This is a genomic window from Flavobacterium sp. FlaQc-52 (genome assembly GCF_044007495.1).
Classification (GTDB): Bacteria; Bacteroidota; Bacteroidia; order Flavobacteriales; family Flavobacteriaceae; genus Flavobacterium; species Flavobacterium cupriresistens.
In genome coordinates this window covers 713,532-732,674 of the sequence record NZ_JBIPCV010000001.1, presented here as the reverse complement: position 1 = coordinate 732,674, position 19,143 = coordinate 713,532, and the positions used below count along the sequence as shown (strand labels likewise).

At 30.7% G+C, this 19,143-nt stretch carries 12 protein-coding genes and 2 pseudogenes; 9 read left to right on the top strand and 5 right to left on the bottom strand.

The window, feature by feature from the left end:
- Positions 1-6: 6 nt before the first annotated feature.
- Genes ACHRV5_RS03085 through ACHRV5_RS03060 form a run of 6 tightly spaced genes read left to right on the top strand, consistent with a single transcriptional unit; the run spans position 7 to position 8,687 of the window.
- Positions 7-3,957 (top strand): AAA domain-containing protein, encoded by a 3,951-nt coding sequence (locus ACHRV5_RS03085; RefSeq protein ID WP_395425713.1) that lies wholly within the window; start codon positions 7-9, stop codon positions 3,955-3,957.
- 49 nt (positions 3,958-4,006) lie between these two features.
- Positions 4,007-4,195: a S1 RNA-binding domain-containing protein gene (locus ACHRV5_RS03080; protein ID WP_395425712.1), complete on the top strand. Its 189-nt coding sequence runs from the start codon at positions 4,007-4,009 to the stop codon at positions 4,193-4,195.
- 1 nt (position 4,196) lies between these two features.
- Positions 4,197-5,555: a hypothetical protein gene (locus ACHRV5_RS03075; protein WP_395425711.1), complete on the top strand. Its 1,359-nt coding sequence runs from the start codon at positions 4,197-4,199 to the stop codon at positions 5,553-5,555.
- A gap of 2 nt (positions 5,556-5,557) precedes the next feature.
- Positions 5,558-7,000, top strand: a complete 1,443-nt coding sequence (locus ACHRV5_RS03070) for a phospholipase D-like domain-containing protein (RefSeq protein WP_395425710.1) — start codon at positions 5,558-5,560, stop codon at positions 6,998-7,000.
- Complete coding sequence (locus ACHRV5_RS03065; protein WP_395425709.1) at positions 7,000-7,578, top strand: hypothetical protein; 579 nt, start codon at positions 7,000-7,002, stop codon at positions 7,576-7,578. Before ACHRV5_RS03070 ends, ACHRV5_RS03065 begins: the two co-directional genes overlap by 1 nt.
- Entirely contained in the window at positions 7,575-8,687 is a 1,113-nt protein-coding gene (locus ACHRV5_RS03060) for a Card1-like endonuclease domain-containing protein (protein WP_395425708.1), read from the top strand. Before ACHRV5_RS03065 ends, ACHRV5_RS03060 begins: the two co-directional genes overlap by 4 nt.
- Before the next feature lie 209 nt (positions 8,688-8,896).
- Here ACHRV5_RS03060 and ACHRV5_RS03055 read toward each other — a convergent pair whose 3' ends face one another.
- From ACHRV5_RS03055 to ACHRV5_RS03045, 3 genes and pseudogenes are all read right to left on the bottom strand, one after another.
- Complete coding sequence (locus ACHRV5_RS03055) at positions 8,897-9,379, bottom strand: helix-turn-helix domain-containing protein (protein ID WP_395425707.1); 483 nt, start codon at positions 9,377-9,379, stop codon at positions 8,897-8,899.
- Between the two features lie 525 nt (positions 9,380-9,904).
- Positions 9,905-10,141: pseudogene (locus ACHRV5_RS03050) on the bottom strand (tRNA uridine-5-carboxymethylaminomethyl(34) synthesis GTPase MnmE); the annotation flags it as partial.
- A gap of 368 nt (positions 10,142-10,509) precedes the next feature.
- Positions 10,510-12,405, bottom strand: coding sequence for an FAD-dependent oxidoreductase (locus ACHRV5_RS03045; RefSeq protein WP_047778054.1), 1,896 nt, complete (start codon positions 12,403-12,405; stop codon positions 10,510-10,512).
- Between the two features lie 303 nt (positions 12,406-12,708).
- Between ACHRV5_RS03045 and ACHRV5_RS03040 the strand changes: the two are divergent.
- A pseudogene (locus ACHRV5_RS03040) lies at positions 12,709-13,155 on the top strand (IS6 family transposase).
- A 398-nt stretch (positions 13,156-13,553) separates the two neighbouring features.
- Here ACHRV5_RS03040 and mnmE read toward each other — a convergent pair.
- Positions 13,554-14,954, bottom strand: a complete 1,401-nt coding sequence (gene mnmE, locus ACHRV5_RS03035; protein WP_395425706.1) for a tRNA uridine-5-carboxymethylaminomethyl(34) synthesis GTPase MnmE — start codon at positions 14,952-14,954, stop codon at positions 13,554-13,556.
- 226 nt (positions 14,955-15,180) lie between these two features.
- On the opposite strand from mnmE, the gene ACHRV5_RS03030 reads away from it, so the two are divergent.
- Positions 15,181-16,014, top strand: a complete 834-nt coding sequence (locus ACHRV5_RS03030) for a universal stress protein (RefSeq protein WP_395425705.1) — start codon at positions 15,181-15,183, stop codon at positions 16,012-16,014.
- Between the two features lie 69 nt (positions 16,015-16,083).
- The gene (locus ACHRV5_RS03025; protein WP_395425704.1) at positions 16,084-17,856 is read left to right on the top strand and encodes a DNA mismatch repair protein; all 1,773 of its coding nucleotides are present in this window, start codon (positions 16,084-16,086) and stop codon (positions 17,854-17,856) included.
- A gap of 222 nt (positions 17,857-18,078) precedes the next feature.
- On the opposite strand, the gene ACHRV5_RS03020 is transcribed toward ACHRV5_RS03025, so the two are convergent.
- Positions 18,079-18,708, bottom strand: a complete 630-nt coding sequence (locus ACHRV5_RS03020) for a DsbA family protein (RefSeq protein WP_047778047.1) — start codon at positions 18,706-18,708, stop codon at positions 18,079-18,081.
- Positions 18,709-19,143 lie beyond the last annotated feature (435 nt).

The following is a 19,143-nucleotide window of genomic DNA, read 5'->3' as shown; positions in this document are numbered from 1 at the left end:
TTATATATGTTAGACAGAAACATCCGTTTAAATAAGGTTTTAAGAGAATTAAATATTTCTCTTGAAAGAGCTGTGGATTTTTTAAAAGAGAAGGGTGTTTTAATTGAAAGTAATCCAAATTCAAAAATAAATCAAAATGAATATGAAATTTTAACAGATCAATTTTCTTCTTTAAAAAGAGTTAGTGACTATACAATAAATAGAGAAAATCATCTTAGTGTTGATAATAGAAAAAAAATACTTTCTACTAAACTTATGATTCATAACCCAAAAACAAAGGAAATTAAAAATAATATAAATCTTTTTACACGTGGTAGTATTGTAAAGGCTACAATTTCTAAAATTATTGCTCCATCTCAAATCATAATTGAATATGTTGATGGATATATAGGAAGACTTTCCTTAATTGATATTTCCTGGTCACTTCCTCAAAGTGAACAAGAATTTAAAATGTATAAAGTCGGAGATCAAATCGAATGTGTTGTTTTTGAAGTAAATGAAGTTAATAAGCAAGTTGTTTTAACTCAAAAGCATCTCGTTAATCCTATTAATCAAACAATCAAATGGGAAAGACTAGAACGAGGAGAAGAGTTTGATGTTGAAATCATTCAGGATTTGAATAGTACTTATATTGTTCAAACCAAGGATAAATTATTTGGGATTGTTAGAAAATCACTTCTTAATAATCAAACACAAGATTTACGTTTAAAAATCAACAACAAATTTGAAGATTCAAGTTTGCTAGATTTCGTTCCATCCGATCAGGAACAATTCGATGATTTTGAAATTGAAGAACCATTAAAATATCATTTGAATTTTATTGAAGAAGACTTACAGTCATTTGCTAAATTCAAAAAAACACTTCTTGGACAAAGTGCTACTGATAAAGAAATTCAAATAATAAAAAAAGGATTTGATTTAGATGCTAATATTTTTAGCAAAGAGATTGACACAGGTATAACTTTATATATTCAATTTTTACTTAATAGCTCAGCATTTGAAACTGATTTTAAACAAAAAGCTATTCCTTATTACTTAAATGAAGTTGAATATAATATTGAAAATGAAAAAGCAGTTCTTGAAATAATATCAAACCAAAAGTATTGGATAAAAATTAATAAACGCATAGAAGAGCATAGAAATAACAGTAAAGAATTAATTACAATATTTGATTTTTCAATATACAACGAAGAGATAAATCTTTATGGGTTTATTGAAATCTATAAGGATAATAAAAATGTAAAATTTGGAATAACCAATTTCAGTATTGGTCAAAATTTAGGTTTTGCATCAAAAATAAAAAAAGATAGTGCCAAAAATGGTTCTTTTTTATTCACAAACAAACTTAAAATTGTAAGTCCATTAACTTCTTTGCCTTTCGATAATTCCCAAAAACAATTTCTTGATTACTGTTTAACAAAATTAGAATGTTTTAAAATTATTGAGAAATTAAAACTTGATACAGGTGAAATATTAAAGCAAGAAGGACGAACATTGGCTATAATTGATAAGTTTTTAGAATATCAAATTAGTTTATTGGCTAGCGGTAAAGAGAACAATGTTTTTATTGAAAAATTCGATAAAATTAATAGTAGTTTCGGAGGTATTTCTATTAAGTTACCAAGGGAAATTGGCGATAAATTTGAACTTGATGAAGGAACTGTTTTAAATGCAAAATTATATCAAAAGGAGAAATTAACAAAATTATCTGATGGATTTATTTCAATTCAAGACGATAACTATATTTTAAACTTTTATAAAGATATAAATGTAGAATTATTACAAAACGGATTTTATGTTGACAAGAGAATTTCTACTAGGCAGTTTGATATTCAACGTGAAATAATTAAAGATTTTTTAGAGAAAAAGATTAAAATTGATCATATAGAATCTTTATTAGTAAATCCGTCAAAAGTTAAAACTCCAATTTTAAAAAGTATAAATTTTAAGAATAGTGATTTAGTAAGGACAGAAATTGAACAGCCTAATAACATTCAAGTTAAAGCAGTTAAAAAAGCAATTGGAAACCAGAATATTTTTTTAGTACAAGGCCCTCCTGGCACTGGAAAAACAACAGTAATTGCAGAGATAATAGAGCAATTAACAGCTAATAATGAAAAGATATTGGTTTCAGGTCAAAATCATGTTGCGGTAGATAATGTACTTGAAAAAATTGCTAAAAATCCAAATCTGAATCTATTACGCGTTGGGAACCCTGAAAGAATAGATCAAGGATTAAAAAAATATTGCTATGATAATCTGGTAGAAGAATACAAGATTGACTATAAATTTTTTATTAAGAATCAAAAAATACTTGCAGAACTATTTTTGGATTTTGTTAAAAAAGATATTAATTCCAAAAATAGATTGCTGATTTTCAATAAAAAAGTAAATGATTTGATTATAAGTTATAATTATCTAAAAGACACTTTTAAAGAAAAACATTTTATTCTGAGGGATAGTTTAACTGGTTTGTCTGTTAAGGAGCTCTTCGATACTATTCAAGCTTTATCTTTATGGGATGAATCTTTTAATAATGAATGTGAAATTTTACTACAGCCAATTATTTATAATTCAGTAGACGTTGTTTTTGCTACTTGCATTGGAATTAAAGGAGATAAAATATTTAAAGACAGTAATTTTAAATTCGACACAGTAATTATCGATGAGGCGGGTAAAGCTAATATTGCGGAAACATTAGTTGCTATTGAACTTGGTAAAAAAGTAATTTTGGTTGGAGATCAAATGCAATTGCCGCCATACATGGATAGTTCTTTGATTGATAAAGAGGATTCAAATAGTTTTCCTAATTCTGTTTATAATAACGGATACACAGATGTTGAGATAGCACATGCATTGAAGACTTCTTTTTTTGAATTTATAATCAGCAGAATTGAATCCAAACAATTTCCATCTGAAAATAAAGAAATGCTAAATTATCAGCATAGAATGCATCCTAATATTGGAAATTTTGTTTCAGAGGCTTTTTATGGTGCGAAAGTTTTGATGGGTAGTAGAACCCATCTTAATAAAATAAATATGCCATTCCCTTTTGATAATGAAATTGTGTTTTTCGACACTTCAAATTCAAAAAATCCTTTTGAACAGAAAGAAGAAAACTCAGTGAAAAATGATACTGAAGCCGAAATTATCACCGAGTTTGTTTTACCTCAATTATTAGATAATAATATTAAAGCAGAAAATATTGCAATTATTGCACCTTATAAATTTCAGGTTGCCAATATTAAACAATTCATAAAAAAATCAATTGCCTGTAAAAATATAAACATTGATGTAGCAACATTAGATTCCTTCCAAGGAAAAGAATATGATATAATTATATTCAGTTTCACGAGGTCAACAGCTCATTGTATAGTAAAATCTATTAATGGTAAGAAAAAATATCTAAAAGTAGGATTTTTAGATGATGCCCGCAGATTAAATGTAGCGTTCAGTAGAGCTAAAAAGAAATTAATATTGGTTGGTAATGAAGCAACACTTACTGATCCTCGTTCTCATTTTGATGGGATGTTTGATTATACAAATCTCTTTAAAAAATTAGTACAGTTAAGCAAAAATAGTGAAATGGGAAATTTTATTAATATAGCTGATTACCATAGTGGTTCATCTCCATTTGAAAAGATAATTAAAAAGTATAAAATCGGTGATGAAATAACTGGGGCTTTCAAATCTTTAGGAACTAATAAGGACGTTTTTTTTGGAGCTTTTTTTTATGTCGATGGATTTGAATGCTTATTACCAGTTTCTTTTATGACAATACAATTTAAAAATTCGGTTAAATTATTTGATGTCGGTTATGAATTAAAGTTAATCATTTATGGTTTTGATGCAGAAAATGAAAGGGTTACTCTAAATTTTCCCAATTCTGAAATAAAAAATAAAAAATATATAATATATAATCAAAAAAAACACCTACAGAAAAGAATCTATTACTGAAAAAAAGAAAAGAATTTGGTACAAAATCAAGGATGATTTAGTAATTGGAATGAAAGCAAAAGGTAAAGTTATTACCAAAGTAGATTTTGGTTTTTTCGTTCAATTCGAAAATGAATTTGAGGGATTGCTCCATAATAAACAAATACCAAAAAATAAAAGTTTGATTATAAATGATTTTATTGAAGTAGAAATCTTTGAAATTGATTTTGAAAAACAACAAATTTCTTTAAAGTTATAGTATGGGATTATTTAGTATAGATTTTGAAAAGTTATATGAGGACTTGGCTACTAAAGAGGAGCAAATATTGGGTATGTTTTGTATCCAATATCCAATTTATTGTATTCATTCTATTATATTAGATAGTACAAAAGATCCTTTAGATAGTTTAGACAAAGTAATTGTAGATTTTTTAGTAGCAAAGCCAAATTATTCACAAAAACAATTAGCAGCATTACTTGGAGCATCAAAGGCATTAATTGAATTCAGAATAAACAAATTAATTTTTGATGGTCATTTAATTGAAGATACTGATAAGTATTATTTAAGCGAAATAGGTGTTGATGTTTTTATAAATAAAACGTTAATTAGACAGCATAAAAAGTCATATGATTTTTACGTTGATGGTATTTCTTTAAAACCACTTCCAAAAATATTTTATACATTTTATAGTTCTAAATATGTAAATGAAAATGATTCATATTATTATACTAATTTTAATGGAAAAGTAGAACTCAAAAAGCCATTTGGTCCTGATATTGTTCATACACCACTTTTAAAATCTATGATTATTGAAGAGATAAAAAGTATTGACACACAAAATAGAGATGAAATGAATATCCCTTTTGGCTTAATTGAAATTGAAGATCTATCATTTTCAAAATTGACACTACATTTTATTGTTAATGTAACTAAAAAAGATAACATACTTAAAAAGGAATTGCTAGATGGATTCCCAATTTATTCATTAGCAGATAATAATTCGTATTATGATGCCGCAAGAAGAAATGTTATATCTTTTGAAAACAACATTAAAGATAACATTAAAGATCTTCAATTTAAAATCGTTATACCCAAGCAAAAAGAAGGAAATCAAGGAAATTCCAAACCAATACTAACATCCAATTGGCAAGAAATTGATAGACATAAAGGCTCTGATAATAAATGCTTTTCGTTCAGTAGCGAAGATTTACATAAAGTAATTGAAAAAATTTTTGACATAAAAAATACTTGTTCAGAAAATATTATCAATAATGAATCAGAGATTAGCATAGACATCAATAAAGATATGTTGTTAAATGCTCCTGATAGAAGAAGACTAATTTCTAATATTATTAGAATGAGAGATTACAAACCAGGAAATCCGGATAATAATGTACTCATTTTATATATTTACTTTAAAACAACAGACGAATTTGTAAAAAAAGTTGTTGCATTATGGAAAATTTTAAATAGTATTAAAGTTTCTGAAATGGATATAGCTTCTTTCACTAGTATTTACCCTGAATATAAAGAAAACCTAAGAAATTACATTATAGCTGCTGGTGAATATGAGGTATTAGAGAAATTAGATATTAAACAACATATGTTAGCTATTTAGATATGATAATAAATATAAAACATACTGATAATTTAGAAACAGGAGCGTTTATAAATAACGAAAATGCTGAAACGTATAAAAATTATACTAAGAATGAATCCGTCTTTATAACCCAAAATAATAATGTAAGACTTAAAGAAGAATTAATTAAAATTATTAAGAACAGTACTGTTGTTCTTAAGATATGCAGTTTTATTATAACGGATAATGAAATATTTGATATAATACTAGAAAAAGCAACAAGTACAAATGTTGCAATATTTATTTTAACGCAATTAGACAAATCAAAACTTAATCTAACTTCATTAAGTGAGTTTTTAACAGAAGAAGAATTGAATGACAAGACTTCAACAATTCATTTAAATAATATAAAAAAATTACGGGACAACGGTGTCCATGTGAGAGCTTCTGAATCTGCTCATGCGAAGTTCATTATAACAGATAGAGATTGTGGGTTTATCATGAGTGCTAATTTAACAACACCTTCTTTAAATGAAAACACAGAATCTGGAATTTACTTAGATAAAAACAGTAGTAAAGAATTAGATAAGCTATTCGATATAATTTATATAAAAGGGACCAATTACTCTGGATTTATTGATTCTTCAAAAAAGGGTAAAATGATGGTGAACTATACTCAAGTAAATTATGCATTCGATAATTTGCCACAAGCAACCGACTCTAATTTAAGATTTACATATTTAGATAAAACATGCAATCTTCTTGATGAAATCATTAATATCATTGATAATGCAAATGAATATCTATATTTATCGACTTATAGTATCGTTGGGTTACAACACATTCAAAATATAGTAATTGCGTTAGAAAATGCTGTGACAAGAGGAGTTAAAGTGTTTTTATTTTGTAGAGGAATGAATTATAGAAACGATCATTTATCAGCTTCAGAAGTTTTCGCTAAAAAAGGATGTGAAATATTCGGGAATTATGACAATCATTCTAAGGGCATAATTTCAGAAACAGATGGATTAATTTTTACTGCTAATATTGATGGAAATCATGGTTTAATTAATGGATTTGAGGTGGGGTGTAAATTGAATGAAAAGCAAAGAGAAGATTTTTTTGATTTTCATAAATATTTAATAAAACACAGTAATTACAAATATAAAATTGCTCCACAAAGAATTGATTTAATCAAAACCTATATCAATTATGAAAAATATAAAAATATTTTACCGACACAGATCCCATCTGAGCTAATTGTAAGAGCAAATGTGAGTATAAATGTTGAGAAAGATGATTTTGTTAAACTGCCAATTTTTTATGCAATATCAGGTAAGAATACCCATTTAACCGTTGGAAATCATACCTATGATTGTGTTTTTGAGGGCAATACCTTTACAATAGTTAAAAAACAATATTTTCAATTTAATAGAGAAAAATATTTACTTAAATTTTTTAATCTAACATTAGAAATAGTATAATGAAAAAGCAAATACCGTATTTAAATGAATGGCTTGAACTAGCAAATTCAGGTAATTTTAATAAAGCACAAGAGCTTTATTATGAAAATCTTTTTGAAGCTGTTATTGATAATTTTAAAAGTAACTATCAAAATAGTATCCCGGCAGGTGGTGTATTATTTTCAATTTTAGGATTTTCACCAGAACCGATTATTTTAACTGCAAAGGCAGTAGATCCAGAAAAGCATATTATTTTCACGACCAATAATAAAAGTGATGGAAATGATTATTTAGAAAAATTTTTGGAATCAAATTATGAGATGATTTATATTGAAGATGAAAATTTTGATACTATATACAAAGCATTGAAAGAAAGTTTGATTTTAAATCCAAATTCAAATATGACTCTTGATATTACAGGAGGGAAAAAATCTATGGTCGCTGCCGCTAGTATATTTGGTAAAGATTATGGATGTAAAATTGTATATGTAGATTTTAAAGAATATTTGAAAGAGTTAAGAAAGCCAATGCCTGGTTCTGAAATTTTAAATATCGTATATGATCCTTTAGCTAATCAACCTGAAATTTTTATTCTATGAATCATCAAATCGCTTTAGTTGGAGGTCAACTATTACCAATATATGTTGGCATTAAAGAATTTAGTCCTGATAAAATTCACTTTATTGTATCAAAGGAATCAATAGAAAGTCTTAGTAATTTGAAACCGATGATTAGCGGTATTTTACAAAATGACTATAGATGTAATGCCTTTGATTTTTATGAGATAAAATCAGTTTGTGAAAAAATAATACAAAAGATAAATCCGCAAGATACAATTATATTTAATCTAACTGGAGGTACTAAAATAATGGTATTGGCTTGTCAGGCAATTATCCATGAGAAAGGATTAAGTGGATTCTATATAAATCAAGATGATTCGTTTTTAGTTTTACCATCTTACAAAAGAAATCCTATTAGTACTGAATTAACTGCAAAAGAATTTTTTGACATCAGTGGACATAATACATACAATTATAAAACAATAAAAAATTTTACAGAAGAAGATATTAAAACAGCTGTCAAGATTAAAAATTTTGCAGATAGTGGTTTTAAATATAAATTGATTATTGGAACTTTTAGAAAAAAATATTTTAATAAAGGTGATTTACTTCCATCAGCAGGAAGCGAAGTAATTAATAAGAGCCTTAAAGTTTTTTGGGACCAAACATCAGTAAATATTGAGTACCGCAATAAAAATATTTTAAAATTGAATTCAAAGATTGTGCAAGACTTATTCTTTAGAGCTTTTTGGTGGGAATTAATGGTCGCAAAACAAATTACAAGTGCAAAGAACTATAAAGAATTATTTTTAGGTTTTGAGCTTAATTTCAAATCTGATAAAAAAGCGACTAAGAATGAGATAGATATTTTAATAAATACCGGAAAAAAATTAATTTTTATTGAATGTAAATCGGGACTGGTTAAGCAAGAGGATGTAAACAAAATGAAAATTGTAAAGCAAACTTATGGAGGAATAATATCGAAGTCTATCCTTGTTTGTCGTGAATTGCCTAATCAATCTATAATAGAAAAGTGTAAAGAATTAGATATCGAATTGTTTTATTCATTCGCGTTAAACAAGGAGGTAAATCCATTAAATAAATTATTAAATGTTATTATTGATTTGGAAAGAAAAGCTTCGATGTAAATTCATTATTTAAATTTCTAAATTCAAATAATGTTATTGTATGATTAGATTTCTAAAATGAAAATTCATTTTACGAAACTCAATTAAAGAAGGAAGAGTTTACATGAAGGATAAATGTAGTATTTAAGTTTACTTCAAAAAAAATTCAATTTCCTTTTTGCCAACATAAGTAAACTTTCCCTGAGAAAATTTACTTATGTTGTTGCGTTTTATAAGGTTGAATAAAGCACCACTTGAAATATTAAATTTCTCTTGTATTTCTGTGATAGTATAGCAGTCCGTAATTTTAGTTTGTTTTGTTCTATTGGTCGTAATACTACTTCAAATCCAATTTGTGGCTTTTCAAATAAAGCATTAATATCACACCGCCTAATTAAGGTTTTTCTTTCTGAAAAGTTATAGGCATTTATTCTTTTGGTATTGATCAGACGATAGACAGTTTTAACTGAAAAACCTAAAAGTAATGCAAGTTGTTTTACAGTTAGAAATTCTTTGTCTTTAAGCTCAATAAGAGGCTGGTTTTTTATTTTGATTGTTTGAAGATTCGAGCTTTCAATTTTCTGATTTTTCAACCTTCGCTTATAATCTTTGCTTGCACATCTTAAAGAGCAATATTTTGTTGTGGTTTTCTTTGCAAGGAACTCAGAACTACAAAATCCACATATTCTATATACTGAAATATTCGAGCTCATTTTCCAATTTTATTAGTTGGAATTATAGGATAGAAAAGTAGTTAAGAATGCTTAAACAACACGTTTTGATCAGGGGAAGAAATTGTTACAAGCAGACTTTTAGATTATATGGACTAAATGTTTAATTTCTCCAGTAAATATAAGGCTTTCGATGGTAATAATTGTGTTTTCGGGTTTGTTTAAAAAAGTTTTAAAACTTGCTAATTTCGGTAAAATAAATTAGCAAACCAGTGTTTATGGGAGTTTACAGAGTTCAGATGAAAAATTGGTACGTTTTTGAACAAAATAAAACAAAGAAAAAGTCATAAAAACTGTTAATTTCCCAAGAAATTTAATCGTTTTTGATGACTTTAAGTAGATTTAAGAGGGTTTAAGTGCCGTTATTTGCCCCAAAAAGACAAAAAAATCAATTTTTCTACGCTGAGGTACAATTTCGGTACAAAAAGAGGGTTTTTAGATAAAAAAGTAGAATTTTTAGCTTAAATTTTAACATAAAATTAGTTAAAAATGTTAAAATTATGTTGATTATTTCCCAATACAAAAATTAGCAAAAATATTCCCCAACAATTCATCATTAGAAACCTGACCCGTAATAAGCCCAAATTGGTACAAAGCTTCGCGAATGTCAAGTGCCATAAGGTCGCTTGAAAGATTCGTTTCGAGACCAAATTTTACTTTTTGTATTTCATCTAATGCTTTTAATAAGGAATCGTAATGTCTTGTATTGGTAACGATTGTTTCGTTGTTTCTAAGTGCCCCGTTCCGGAGCAAATTGACCACCAAGTTTTGTGGTTAATTAACGATTAAAAACTATTCATTTTTTCATGTTGTTAGAACCATACATTCGTTAAAAATATACGGATTATGGCAAACAAAATAACAGACATGAGTAAAATTAGAAAAGTAATTAAATTCTATTGAAATGGAAGAAAGAGTAAGGAGTCTGTCGCATCTGATAATAACTTTTATCTTTAGAATTTTAAATCCATTAAAAAATGTATACTTAAAGGTCATTGTTGTTCAAAATCCATAATTCTGCAAGCAGTATATTTTAAATTAAGATTTGCAGTATAAAAAAAAGCGACGCAGAATACCTTCCACGTCGTTCCATTCATTTCTATATAATTGATTTAGATACCCTCCACCATCAAACGAGTGTCTGGTAAATTTTTCAATGGCTGTATTTTAACCTCTGGTTTTGCCATTCTCGAAATTGCATTTAATGCGGCTGCAATAGCGCCTTCTTGCCAACCAGGAAGGGAGGAAATTTGATCACCAACAATAAAAAAGTTAGCATTGCTCGCATTTTTTGTTTTCGGATCTATAATTCCAGATCCTTGTGCAATAGCGTTAAATTGTTTCGTTGAATAGTTCGCATCTCCAACAGATTGCCAATATGCCCAGCCCCCCTTAATATTTGGCATATTTTGCCAAGCTATAGCAACGCCTTCTCCCAAGCCTTCGGCAAATTTCTTACCGAATTTACTGGCATCATTTCGTGCTTTGGTAAGTCGCTCATCAACGGGTAATTTTCCCCAATCGTGTGCTATTTTATCAAAATTATAAGCGCCTGTGAGCACGCCTTTTTCGTCTTGATATGCCGTAGATGGATACCAAATTTGTTGAATTTCATTGTCTGTCCAAGAGATTCCTCCAAAAATAGGTACAACTCCTACTTCAGATTTTTCAACTCCCATTGTCTTGAGATTTATTGGGCTTCCTTGCCATAAATATCGATTTGCTTGCCAGCCCACTTTGGAGGTACAGGCTAAAAAACGCGGAACGTATCCGTCTTTTCGCGGTTTATAACCTGGAGCTTGTGTTGGTTCAAATTGTGCCACAAAAACGGCTTCTAATGCATCTTTAAATTCAGGTTCAAGTCCCGATTTTAGGAGATCAGAATCTAGAATGTTTTTCAAAAAAGGCATCGCAAGGTTGCAAACACAATAATCAGCTTCGTAATAGATTGGTTCTTCAGTTCCAACTTGTCCAACCGAAATGATGTACTTTTCTTTAGTTGAGTCCCATTTTATTTTTTTTACAGGACTATTCAAAAGAATATTTCCTCCCAAAGCTGCCACTTGTTGAGCAAAAGCGTGTTGCACCTGATCCATTCCTCCAACGGGTTGAAATAAAGTAGGTTGCCAAAGAAAATCTATAGGTTGATAGAATTTTGTGCCTTCCCAAAATTTTGATTCGAGCAATTTATCAAAACTCAAAACATCGGCTACAATTCCAGCCGCAACACCAGGTAAAACTTCATATCCAGCGCGTGTTTTTCCATCCTCGAACCCAGGTGATCCAGCCGTTGCGCTATAGGTTCCATCTACATCAAGCTCTCCGAAACTGATCATCAAACTTTGTAATTCTTCAACGCGTGTTTTAAGATTACTTTCACTAATTCCTACTTTTGAATTACGAAGTAATTCTTCCGCATTTTTGTATACCATGTGCGCCAACCAACCTCTTGTATTATGATCCAAACGACGGTAAACCATAGGTTTACCTCCAAAACTTTCGTTCTTTTGAACCAAATTAGATTCAGAGTTCATCACATATATTTCAACGTCTACCGAAAAACGTTTTAAGTAAGAAAGGAGTCGTTTGTGACTGCTTGGAATACGACCAGGGCCTGCATTAAGGTAAGGTTCTGAGTCTCCCACCGGGCGCTTAAATCGAACAACTTGCGGTTCTCCTGGTTTCGAATCGAACAAATCACTGTTTGCATCTTCGATGAGTGTATCCCCTGTGCGTAAGCTCATGCAGCGTCCTCCCGTTTTATGAGATGCTTCCAGAATGGTTACTTTTGCACCTGATTCTTGAGCGAGTAGTTCATACGCGGTGGTAAGTCCGCCAACACCAGACCCGATGATTATAACCTCCTTTCCTTCTAGTTGATTTGGACTAAGTTTAATCGCTTGATTGGTAATCGTGTCTTGCATTTTTGTTGCTTTAACCAATGCGGCGAATGCAATTGATCTCGGATTGTTTTTTAAAAATTCCTGACGACTTTTGTACTGTCCCATTTTATATAAATTTTATGTTAAAAAATAAAAAATTTGATTTCTATGGTATTCGTATTTTCTTTGGGATAATCTCGAAAATGCTTTCTAGCTCTAGATTTTATTTTCCGAAATGAAATTAATGATTGAAAATAAAAAAAATGAAAAAGATGTCATTAGTGAAGGTTTTTCTGTCGTGAATGGATGTTTTTTTGTTGTGAATAAAATTGATTTATTCCAATAAAATAAATTACTTAAGGTTATTGTATGAATGCGGCTTTATAAAGAAGATTAAAATATAAAAAAGTAAAGGGAGCTAGCTGGAGAATGAACGAAACTTATATAAAAATTAGAGGTATTTGGTGCTATTTATATAGGGCAGTCGATAAATTGGATAACACAGTAGATTTTCTTCTTAATAAAAGAAGGCAAAGAATGAGTGCCCAGTGATTTCTAACTAGGGAAATAAATAATAACTGCAGACCAATGGTAATAAATATAGAGAAAAGCGGCTCGAACACTAGTGCTATAAGAGTTTACAATAAACGCTTTTTTTCGAATATCAAGATTCGGCAATGTAAATATCTCAACAATATAGTTGAACAAGATCATCGCTTTATTAAGTGGAGAATACAAAATAGTTTGGGTTTCAAAAGTTTTGAATCTGCCAAAAGAACCTTAGGTGGAATTGAAGTTATACATATGTTGAGAAAGAATCAGATGCTTAGGCCAGGCACAAGTATGTTTAAATCATTTTGTAAATTGGCAGCATAATTTTTAAATCGGTGATTTCTTTCTGTTTTATATGGCAGATGCGACAGAACCATATTTTCTAATTAAACGCTTTTTTTAGATGGAGCGTAGGTAGAACTAACAGGGAGATGTAAAAGGAGTATTTTATAAAAAGTCCGGAAAAGAGTTGATTAAAAAGCTGTAAGTATAAAAAAATCCCACATACCCAGGATTTAATAAATTTAAAGTTTGGTTATTTAAAATACAATCTTTGTGTTTTTACGTTATTTTGCATTTCCGCAACTCGTTCCTGATTCGAGTTTTAACGTGAAAATCAGTTCCTGAAGAAAAGATCGGGAACTGATTTTTACACTATTTATCTAACATATTTCTCTTTTTGCTACTTGTAAATCATAAGTAGTCTGCAAAGGCATATAAACCTACTTCCCAATACAAAAATTAGCAAAAATATTCCCCAACAATTCATCATTAGAAACCTGACCCGTAATAAGCCCAAATTGGTACAAAGCTTCACGAATGTCAAGAGCCATAAGGTCGCTGGAAAGATTCGTTTCGAGACCAAATTTTACTTTTTGTATTTCATCTAATGCTTTTAGTAAGGAATCGTAATGTCTTGTATTGGTAACGATTGTTTCATTATTTCGAAGGGCTCCGGTATTTACAAAAGAAAGCAATTCATCCTTTAAATCATCCACACCAATTTTTTCTTTTGCGGAGATTAGTAAAAGTTTGGCGTTTAAGTTTTCGAGTTTATCGGTGATGTTTGAAATTTCATCAGCAGATAAAATATCTTTTTTATTAACGACAATCAGCAATGGTTTTAAAGGATATTTGTTTTTGATTTGCTCGATTTCAGAAACAAACTCCGAACTTGAAACCTGAAACTTTAAACCATCAAACAAATAAATCACAACCTGTGCTTGCTCAATTTTTTCAAAAGTTTTTTTGATTCCGATGCTTTCCACAACATCTTTTGTTTCGCGGATTCCCGCTGTGTCTATGAATCTAAATCCGATTCCGCCAATTACCAATTCGTCTTCGATGGTATCACGTGTAGTTCCGGCAATGTCAGAAACAATGGCACGTTCTTCGTTTAGTAAGGCATTTAGTAAAGTCGATTTTCCAACGTTGGGTTCTCCAACGATCGCTACCGGAATTCCATTTTTGATGACATTTCCAACGGCGAATGAATCAATTAAACGTTTTAAAACAAACTCAATTCGGTTCAATAATTCATGAAACTGACTTCTGTCCGCAAATTCAACATCTTCTTCTGCGAAATCCAATTCCAATTCAATTAGGGAGGCGAAGTTTAAAAGCTCTTCACGCAATTTGGCTATTTCATTGCTAAAACCACCACGCATTTGCTGCATGGCAATTTGGTGGGAAGCTTCATTATCGGATGATATCAAATCGGCAACAGCTTCTGCTTGTGATAAATCCAGTTTTCCGTTTAAGAAGGCTCTAAGGGTAAATTCACCCGCATCGGCCATACGGCAGCCTTTTCTTAACAACAACTGAATAATTTGCTGCTGAATATAAGTAGACCCGTGACAGGAGATTTCTATAGTGTTTTCGCCGGTATACGAGTTCGGTCCTTTAAAAACAGAAACCAAAACTTCGTCAAGCGTTTTCGACCCGTCAACGATATGACCCAAATGTAAGGTATGTGTTTTTTGTTTGGTTAAATCCTTGTTTTTGATGGATTTAAAGACGCTGTCTCCGATCGTTATAGCATCGGAACCTGAAATTCGAATTATGGCAATTGCTCCGGCTCCTGAAGGAGTAGCCAATGCAACTATAGAATCTTGATTTATCATGCTGCAAAGGTATAAAAAAAGCCTCAAAAATCACGAACCCGGAGTTCGTTGTCTGGTGTGTATTTACAGCTTACTTTTATTGGTTATGCTTTGATGTGTTAAAATTAATAGTACCCAACAGGTTATTTATTAGTTTTTGCAGAATGTTAAATTACTGATAATTGTCAGGTTAATTTCTTTTTAGAATGATTAAATTTGAGAAAACAACTTCTAAATCTCAAACAAAATGAAAAAGATATTATTCCCCACAGATTTTTCTGAGGCTGCAACAAATGCTTTTGTTCATGCCTTAGAGTTTGCTAAGATTGTAAATGCCGAGCTTATTTTGTTGCATACCTTTGAGATTCCGGTTTACGACAGTCAATTTTTTCCTGAAAATTATGCCGCAATTTATAGTTCGGTAGAATTAGCCAAATTTGAAATGTTTAAAAATGAAATTCCAAAGCTAAGGGCTATAGCTGAAGAACGAAAATTAGGGAACATCGTGATAAAACACCGTTTAATGGATGGTGATTTACTGTATAACCTCAAAAATGCCGTCGAAGAAGATAAAGTTGATTTTGTAATTATGGGAACATCAGGAGCTTCCGACTGGACGAAATTTTTCCTCGGTTCCAATACCAGTTCCGTAATTTCAGGAGTTGAAGTGCCGGTTTTATGTGTGCCGGTTGATGCTAAGTTCAAAAAGATTAAAGTAATCGGCTTTACAACCCGTTATCGTGAGAAAGACAAAAAAGAGTTGAAAAAAGTACTCGAAATCGCGAAGAAAACAGATGCTAAAGTCAAAAGTTTATACGTGAGAACTTCAAGTTCAGATGTCGCTGAAGCAACAGTTAAAGAATGGGAGAAAGAGTTTGCAAATGAAAATGTAGAGTTTTTAGTTTTGCCAAGTGATGAAGTAAAAGAAACAATTCTTGATTTTGTACTTTACAAAGAAGTCGATATTCTTTCTATGATCACGCACAAACGTTCTTTTTTTGAAAGTCTTTTTGACTCCAGTTTCACTAAAAAAATATCCAAACAAGTGCCTGTGCCCGTTTTGGTTATGCACGAAGATTAAATTACTATAAATTGAGAACGTTTATTTTGTTATGGAAAACCTATATTTGTGTTCCATCAAATAAACAAAATGAATTCATATCAAAATAAAGTCGTTCAGTATACGGAACTTTTAAAAAAAATCAATAAAAGATACAACAGCATTAGTATTTCACGTCTTTTAAGCGTTTTTCTTTGTCTATTTTTATTGTTTTACTATATCAAGACAAACGAGATTAGCTACGTTGCTTTTGCTTTTCTGTCTTTTGTTGGTTTTATTTTTTTGATGAGAATCCACTCAAAGTTATCTTTCGAAAAGCAGCTTGCAACCGCGATACTGAAGATTAACGAAAACGAAATTGCCTTTTTGAAAAGAGAAAAATTGCCTTTTGAAAACGGAATTGAATTTAATGACTTTCACCACCCTTATGCATACGATCTGGATATCTTTGGAGAACATTCTTTGTTTCAAAGTTTAAACAGAACAGCCACTTTTGTTGGAAAAAAAACGCTTGCGAATCAGTTATTGGAGGTACTTCCCAATACAACCATCTTAGAGAATCAGGAAGCAATAAATGAATTAAAAAGCAAGTTGGATTGGAGACAAGACTTCCTGGCTTTAGCGACAATAAGTGCAGATTCTAAAAATGCTTATGATTCTATAATGCATTGGAGTTCTTCTAAAATCAACAAGCTGCCTAAAGTTATTATAGCACTTTCTATAATACTGCCAACTTTGTTTTTTGGTTTTTTAATCGCCTATATCATTACTTCGAAAATGATATTGCTGAGTTATCTGACGTATATTTTTATCGCAAACACCATAGTTTTAGGACAATGTTTTAAAAGAATTCAATCTGAAATTGCAAAAGCGGACAACGTTGATAAAATCATCAAACAGTATAGTTTATTACTGATTAAGATCGAAACGGAGACTTTTCAATCCAAAAAATTAATCGATCTGCAACAACAGCTTGTATTTAGAAATGCAACAGCCAGTACACATGTAAAAGAGTTGTCTGAGCTATTCTCAAGAATGGACAGTATTAATAATTTTGTCACGGCAATTGTATTTAACGGGACATTTTTGTTTAATGTGCATGTTTTAAAATCGCTTTTAAAATGGAAAGAGAATTACGCGAAAGAACTTGGAAAGTGGGTTTCAATAATTGGAGAATTTGAAGCTTTGAACAGCCTGGCTAATTTAGCCTACAACAACCCTGATTTTGTTTTCCCTGAAATAAATTCCGAGTATAAAATTGGATTTAAAGATTTGGCACACCCATTGTTGAATCCGGCGAGCAGAGTAGGGAATGACACTCATTTTTATCCCGAGTCGTTTGTGATTTTAACGGGGTCAAACATGTCCGGAAAAAGTACTTTTTTAAGAAGTCTGGGCGTCAATATGGTTTTAGGCGGAATCGGTTCTGTGGTTTGTGCCTCAGAGGCCAATATACATCCGTTACCTGTTTTAGTTTCCATGCGATTATCGGATTCTTTGTCCGATAGTGAATCTTATTTCTTTGCCGAAATAAAACGCTTGAAGCAAATTATGGATGCTCTGGAAGAAAAACCGGCTTTTGTTTTACTGGATGAAATCCTAAGAGGAACCAATTCCGATGACAAACGCAACGGTACAATTGAAGTGGTAAAAAAGATAATTGCTAAAAAAGCGATTGGCGCGATTGCAACACACGATATAGAAGTGTGCCTCACAACAAACGATTATCCTGAAATTTTAACCAACCAATGTTTCGAAGTCGAAATTAAAAACGAAGAACTACATTTTGATTACAAACTCCGCAATGGAATTTGTAAAAACAAAAGCGCCACTTTTCTAATGCAGAAAATGGGAGTTATTTGAGATTTTAGATTTTAGAGTGTTGATTTTAGATTTTTTGCTGGGCGTGTTATTTCTGCGAAATGATATTGAGTACCAATCTAGCGCTAGATAAGTTTACATCTTTTTATTTTTATTATTCTGGTCAAAAAATTAGATATTAAACAAATAATCAAAAATCAAAAATCAGGAATCAAAAATCTAAAGTCAAGAATCTAAAATCTGCAATCTAAAATCTAAAATCTCTTATTTCTGTAGTTCTTTTATCGTTTGTACAAAGGCTTCAACCGGTTGTGCTCCCGACACGGCATATTTTCGATCAAAAGCAAAGAAGGGAACACCTTGTACGCCAACTTGTTTTGCTTCGATAATATCAGTATGCACATCGTTTAGAAACAATTTGTCGTTTTTCAGTACCTCTAAAACTTCGTCTGACGGCAGACCTGCACTTTCAGCTAATTCCAATAAGGTAGGATCGTCGTTTAGATCTCTTCCTTCTGTGAAATATGCTTTAAAAAAGATTTCCTCCATTTCGCCAGCCAGATTTTTAGTTTTAGCCAAATGAATAATGCGATGAGCAGGTAATGAATTTGAAACGATAGCCTTCTCAAAATGATAGTCTAAACCAACGCTTTTGGCACGTTCAGTGACGTCTTTGTGCATGGCTATAGATTGCTCAACCGAAATCCCTTTATGCTCCGCCAGGAATGTAAAAACGTCTTGTCCTGATTGTAGCGGAATGGTTGGATCAAGTTGAAAACTCTTCCATTCAATTTCAAATTCTTCATCTGGAAATTCAGCCAAAGCAGTTTCCAATTGTCTTTTTCCTATATAACAAAACGGACACATGATGTCCGACCAGATTTCTATTTTCATAGTAACAAAAATAGAGAAATATTTTTTAGGAGTGAAATTTGGGGATGTGAAAATTAGAAAATGTGATAATTGGATAATGTGAAAATGAGATAATTTGAAATGGAGGATGTAAAATGTAAAAATGTAAAACTGAGAAATGTAATAGATGTAAATGGAATAGGTGAGATGTGAAATGTTGTACCGAATCATTTTGTCAGACCTATTCCATTTATCGGATGCAACATGGTTTTATGTTTTAGTTTTTTCTCTTATTCTAGAGATTTGATTATTATAGAAAGAAATGTTTGATAGGAGATTGTCTTTCGTACTTTTAAATTTCGGATTCAGTATTTCGGATTCAGTTTTTCAAATCCAGTTTTTCAGATTTAGTATTTCATTATCACATTCCCACATTATCACATTCCCACATTCTCACATTCTCTCATTCCAATAAAC

What these genes read in the sequence shown, in the direction of transcription:
- mnmE (WP_395425706.1), bottom strand. Translation starts at nt 14,954, where the DNA reads ATGATAAATCAAGATTCTATAGTTGCATTGGCTACTCCTTCAGGAGCC.
- ACHRV5_RS03065 (WP_395425709.1), top strand. Translation starts at nt 7,000, where the DNA reads ATGAAAAAGCAAATACCGTATTTAAATGAATGGCTTGAACTAGCAAAT.
- ACHRV5_RS03020 (WP_047778047.1), bottom strand. Translation starts at nt 18,708, where the DNA reads ATGAAAATAGAAATCTGGTCGGACATCATGTGTCCGTTTTGTTATATA.
- ACHRV5_RS03060 (WP_395425708.1), top strand. Translation starts at nt 7,575, where the DNA reads ATGAATCATCAAATCGCTTTAGTTGGAGGTCAACTATTACCAATATAT.
- ACHRV5_RS03070 (WP_395425710.1), top strand. Translation starts at nt 5,558, where the DNA reads ATGATAATAAATATAAAACATACTGATAATTTAGAAACAGGAGCGTTT.
- ACHRV5_RS03085 (WP_395425713.1), top strand. Translation starts at nt 7, where the DNA reads ATGTTAGACAGAAACATCCGTTTAAATAAGGTTTTAAGAGAATTAAAT.
- ACHRV5_RS03030 (WP_395425705.1), top strand. Translation starts at nt 15,181, where the DNA reads ATGAAAAAGATATTATTCCCCACAGATTTTTCTGAGGCTGCAACAAAT.
- ACHRV5_RS03055 (WP_395425707.1), bottom strand. Translation starts at nt 9,379, where the DNA reads ATGAGCTCGAATATTTCAGTATATAGAATATGTGGATTTTGTAGTTCT.
- ACHRV5_RS03080 (WP_395425712.1), top strand. Translation starts at nt 4,007, where the DNA reads ATGAAAGCAAAAGGTAAAGTTATTACCAAAGTAGATTTTGGTTTTTTC.
- ACHRV5_RS03025 (WP_395425704.1), top strand. Translation starts at nt 16,084, where the DNA reads ATGAATTCATATCAAAATAAAGTCGTTCAGTATACGGAACTTTTAAAA.
- ACHRV5_RS03045 (WP_047778054.1), bottom strand. Translation starts at nt 12,405, where the DNA reads ATGGGACAGTACAAAAGTCGTCAGGAATTTTTAAAAAACAATCCGAGA.
- ACHRV5_RS03075 (WP_395425711.1), top strand. Translation starts at nt 4,197, where the DNA reads ATGGGATTATTTAGTATAGATTTTGAAAAGTTATATGAGGACTTGGCT.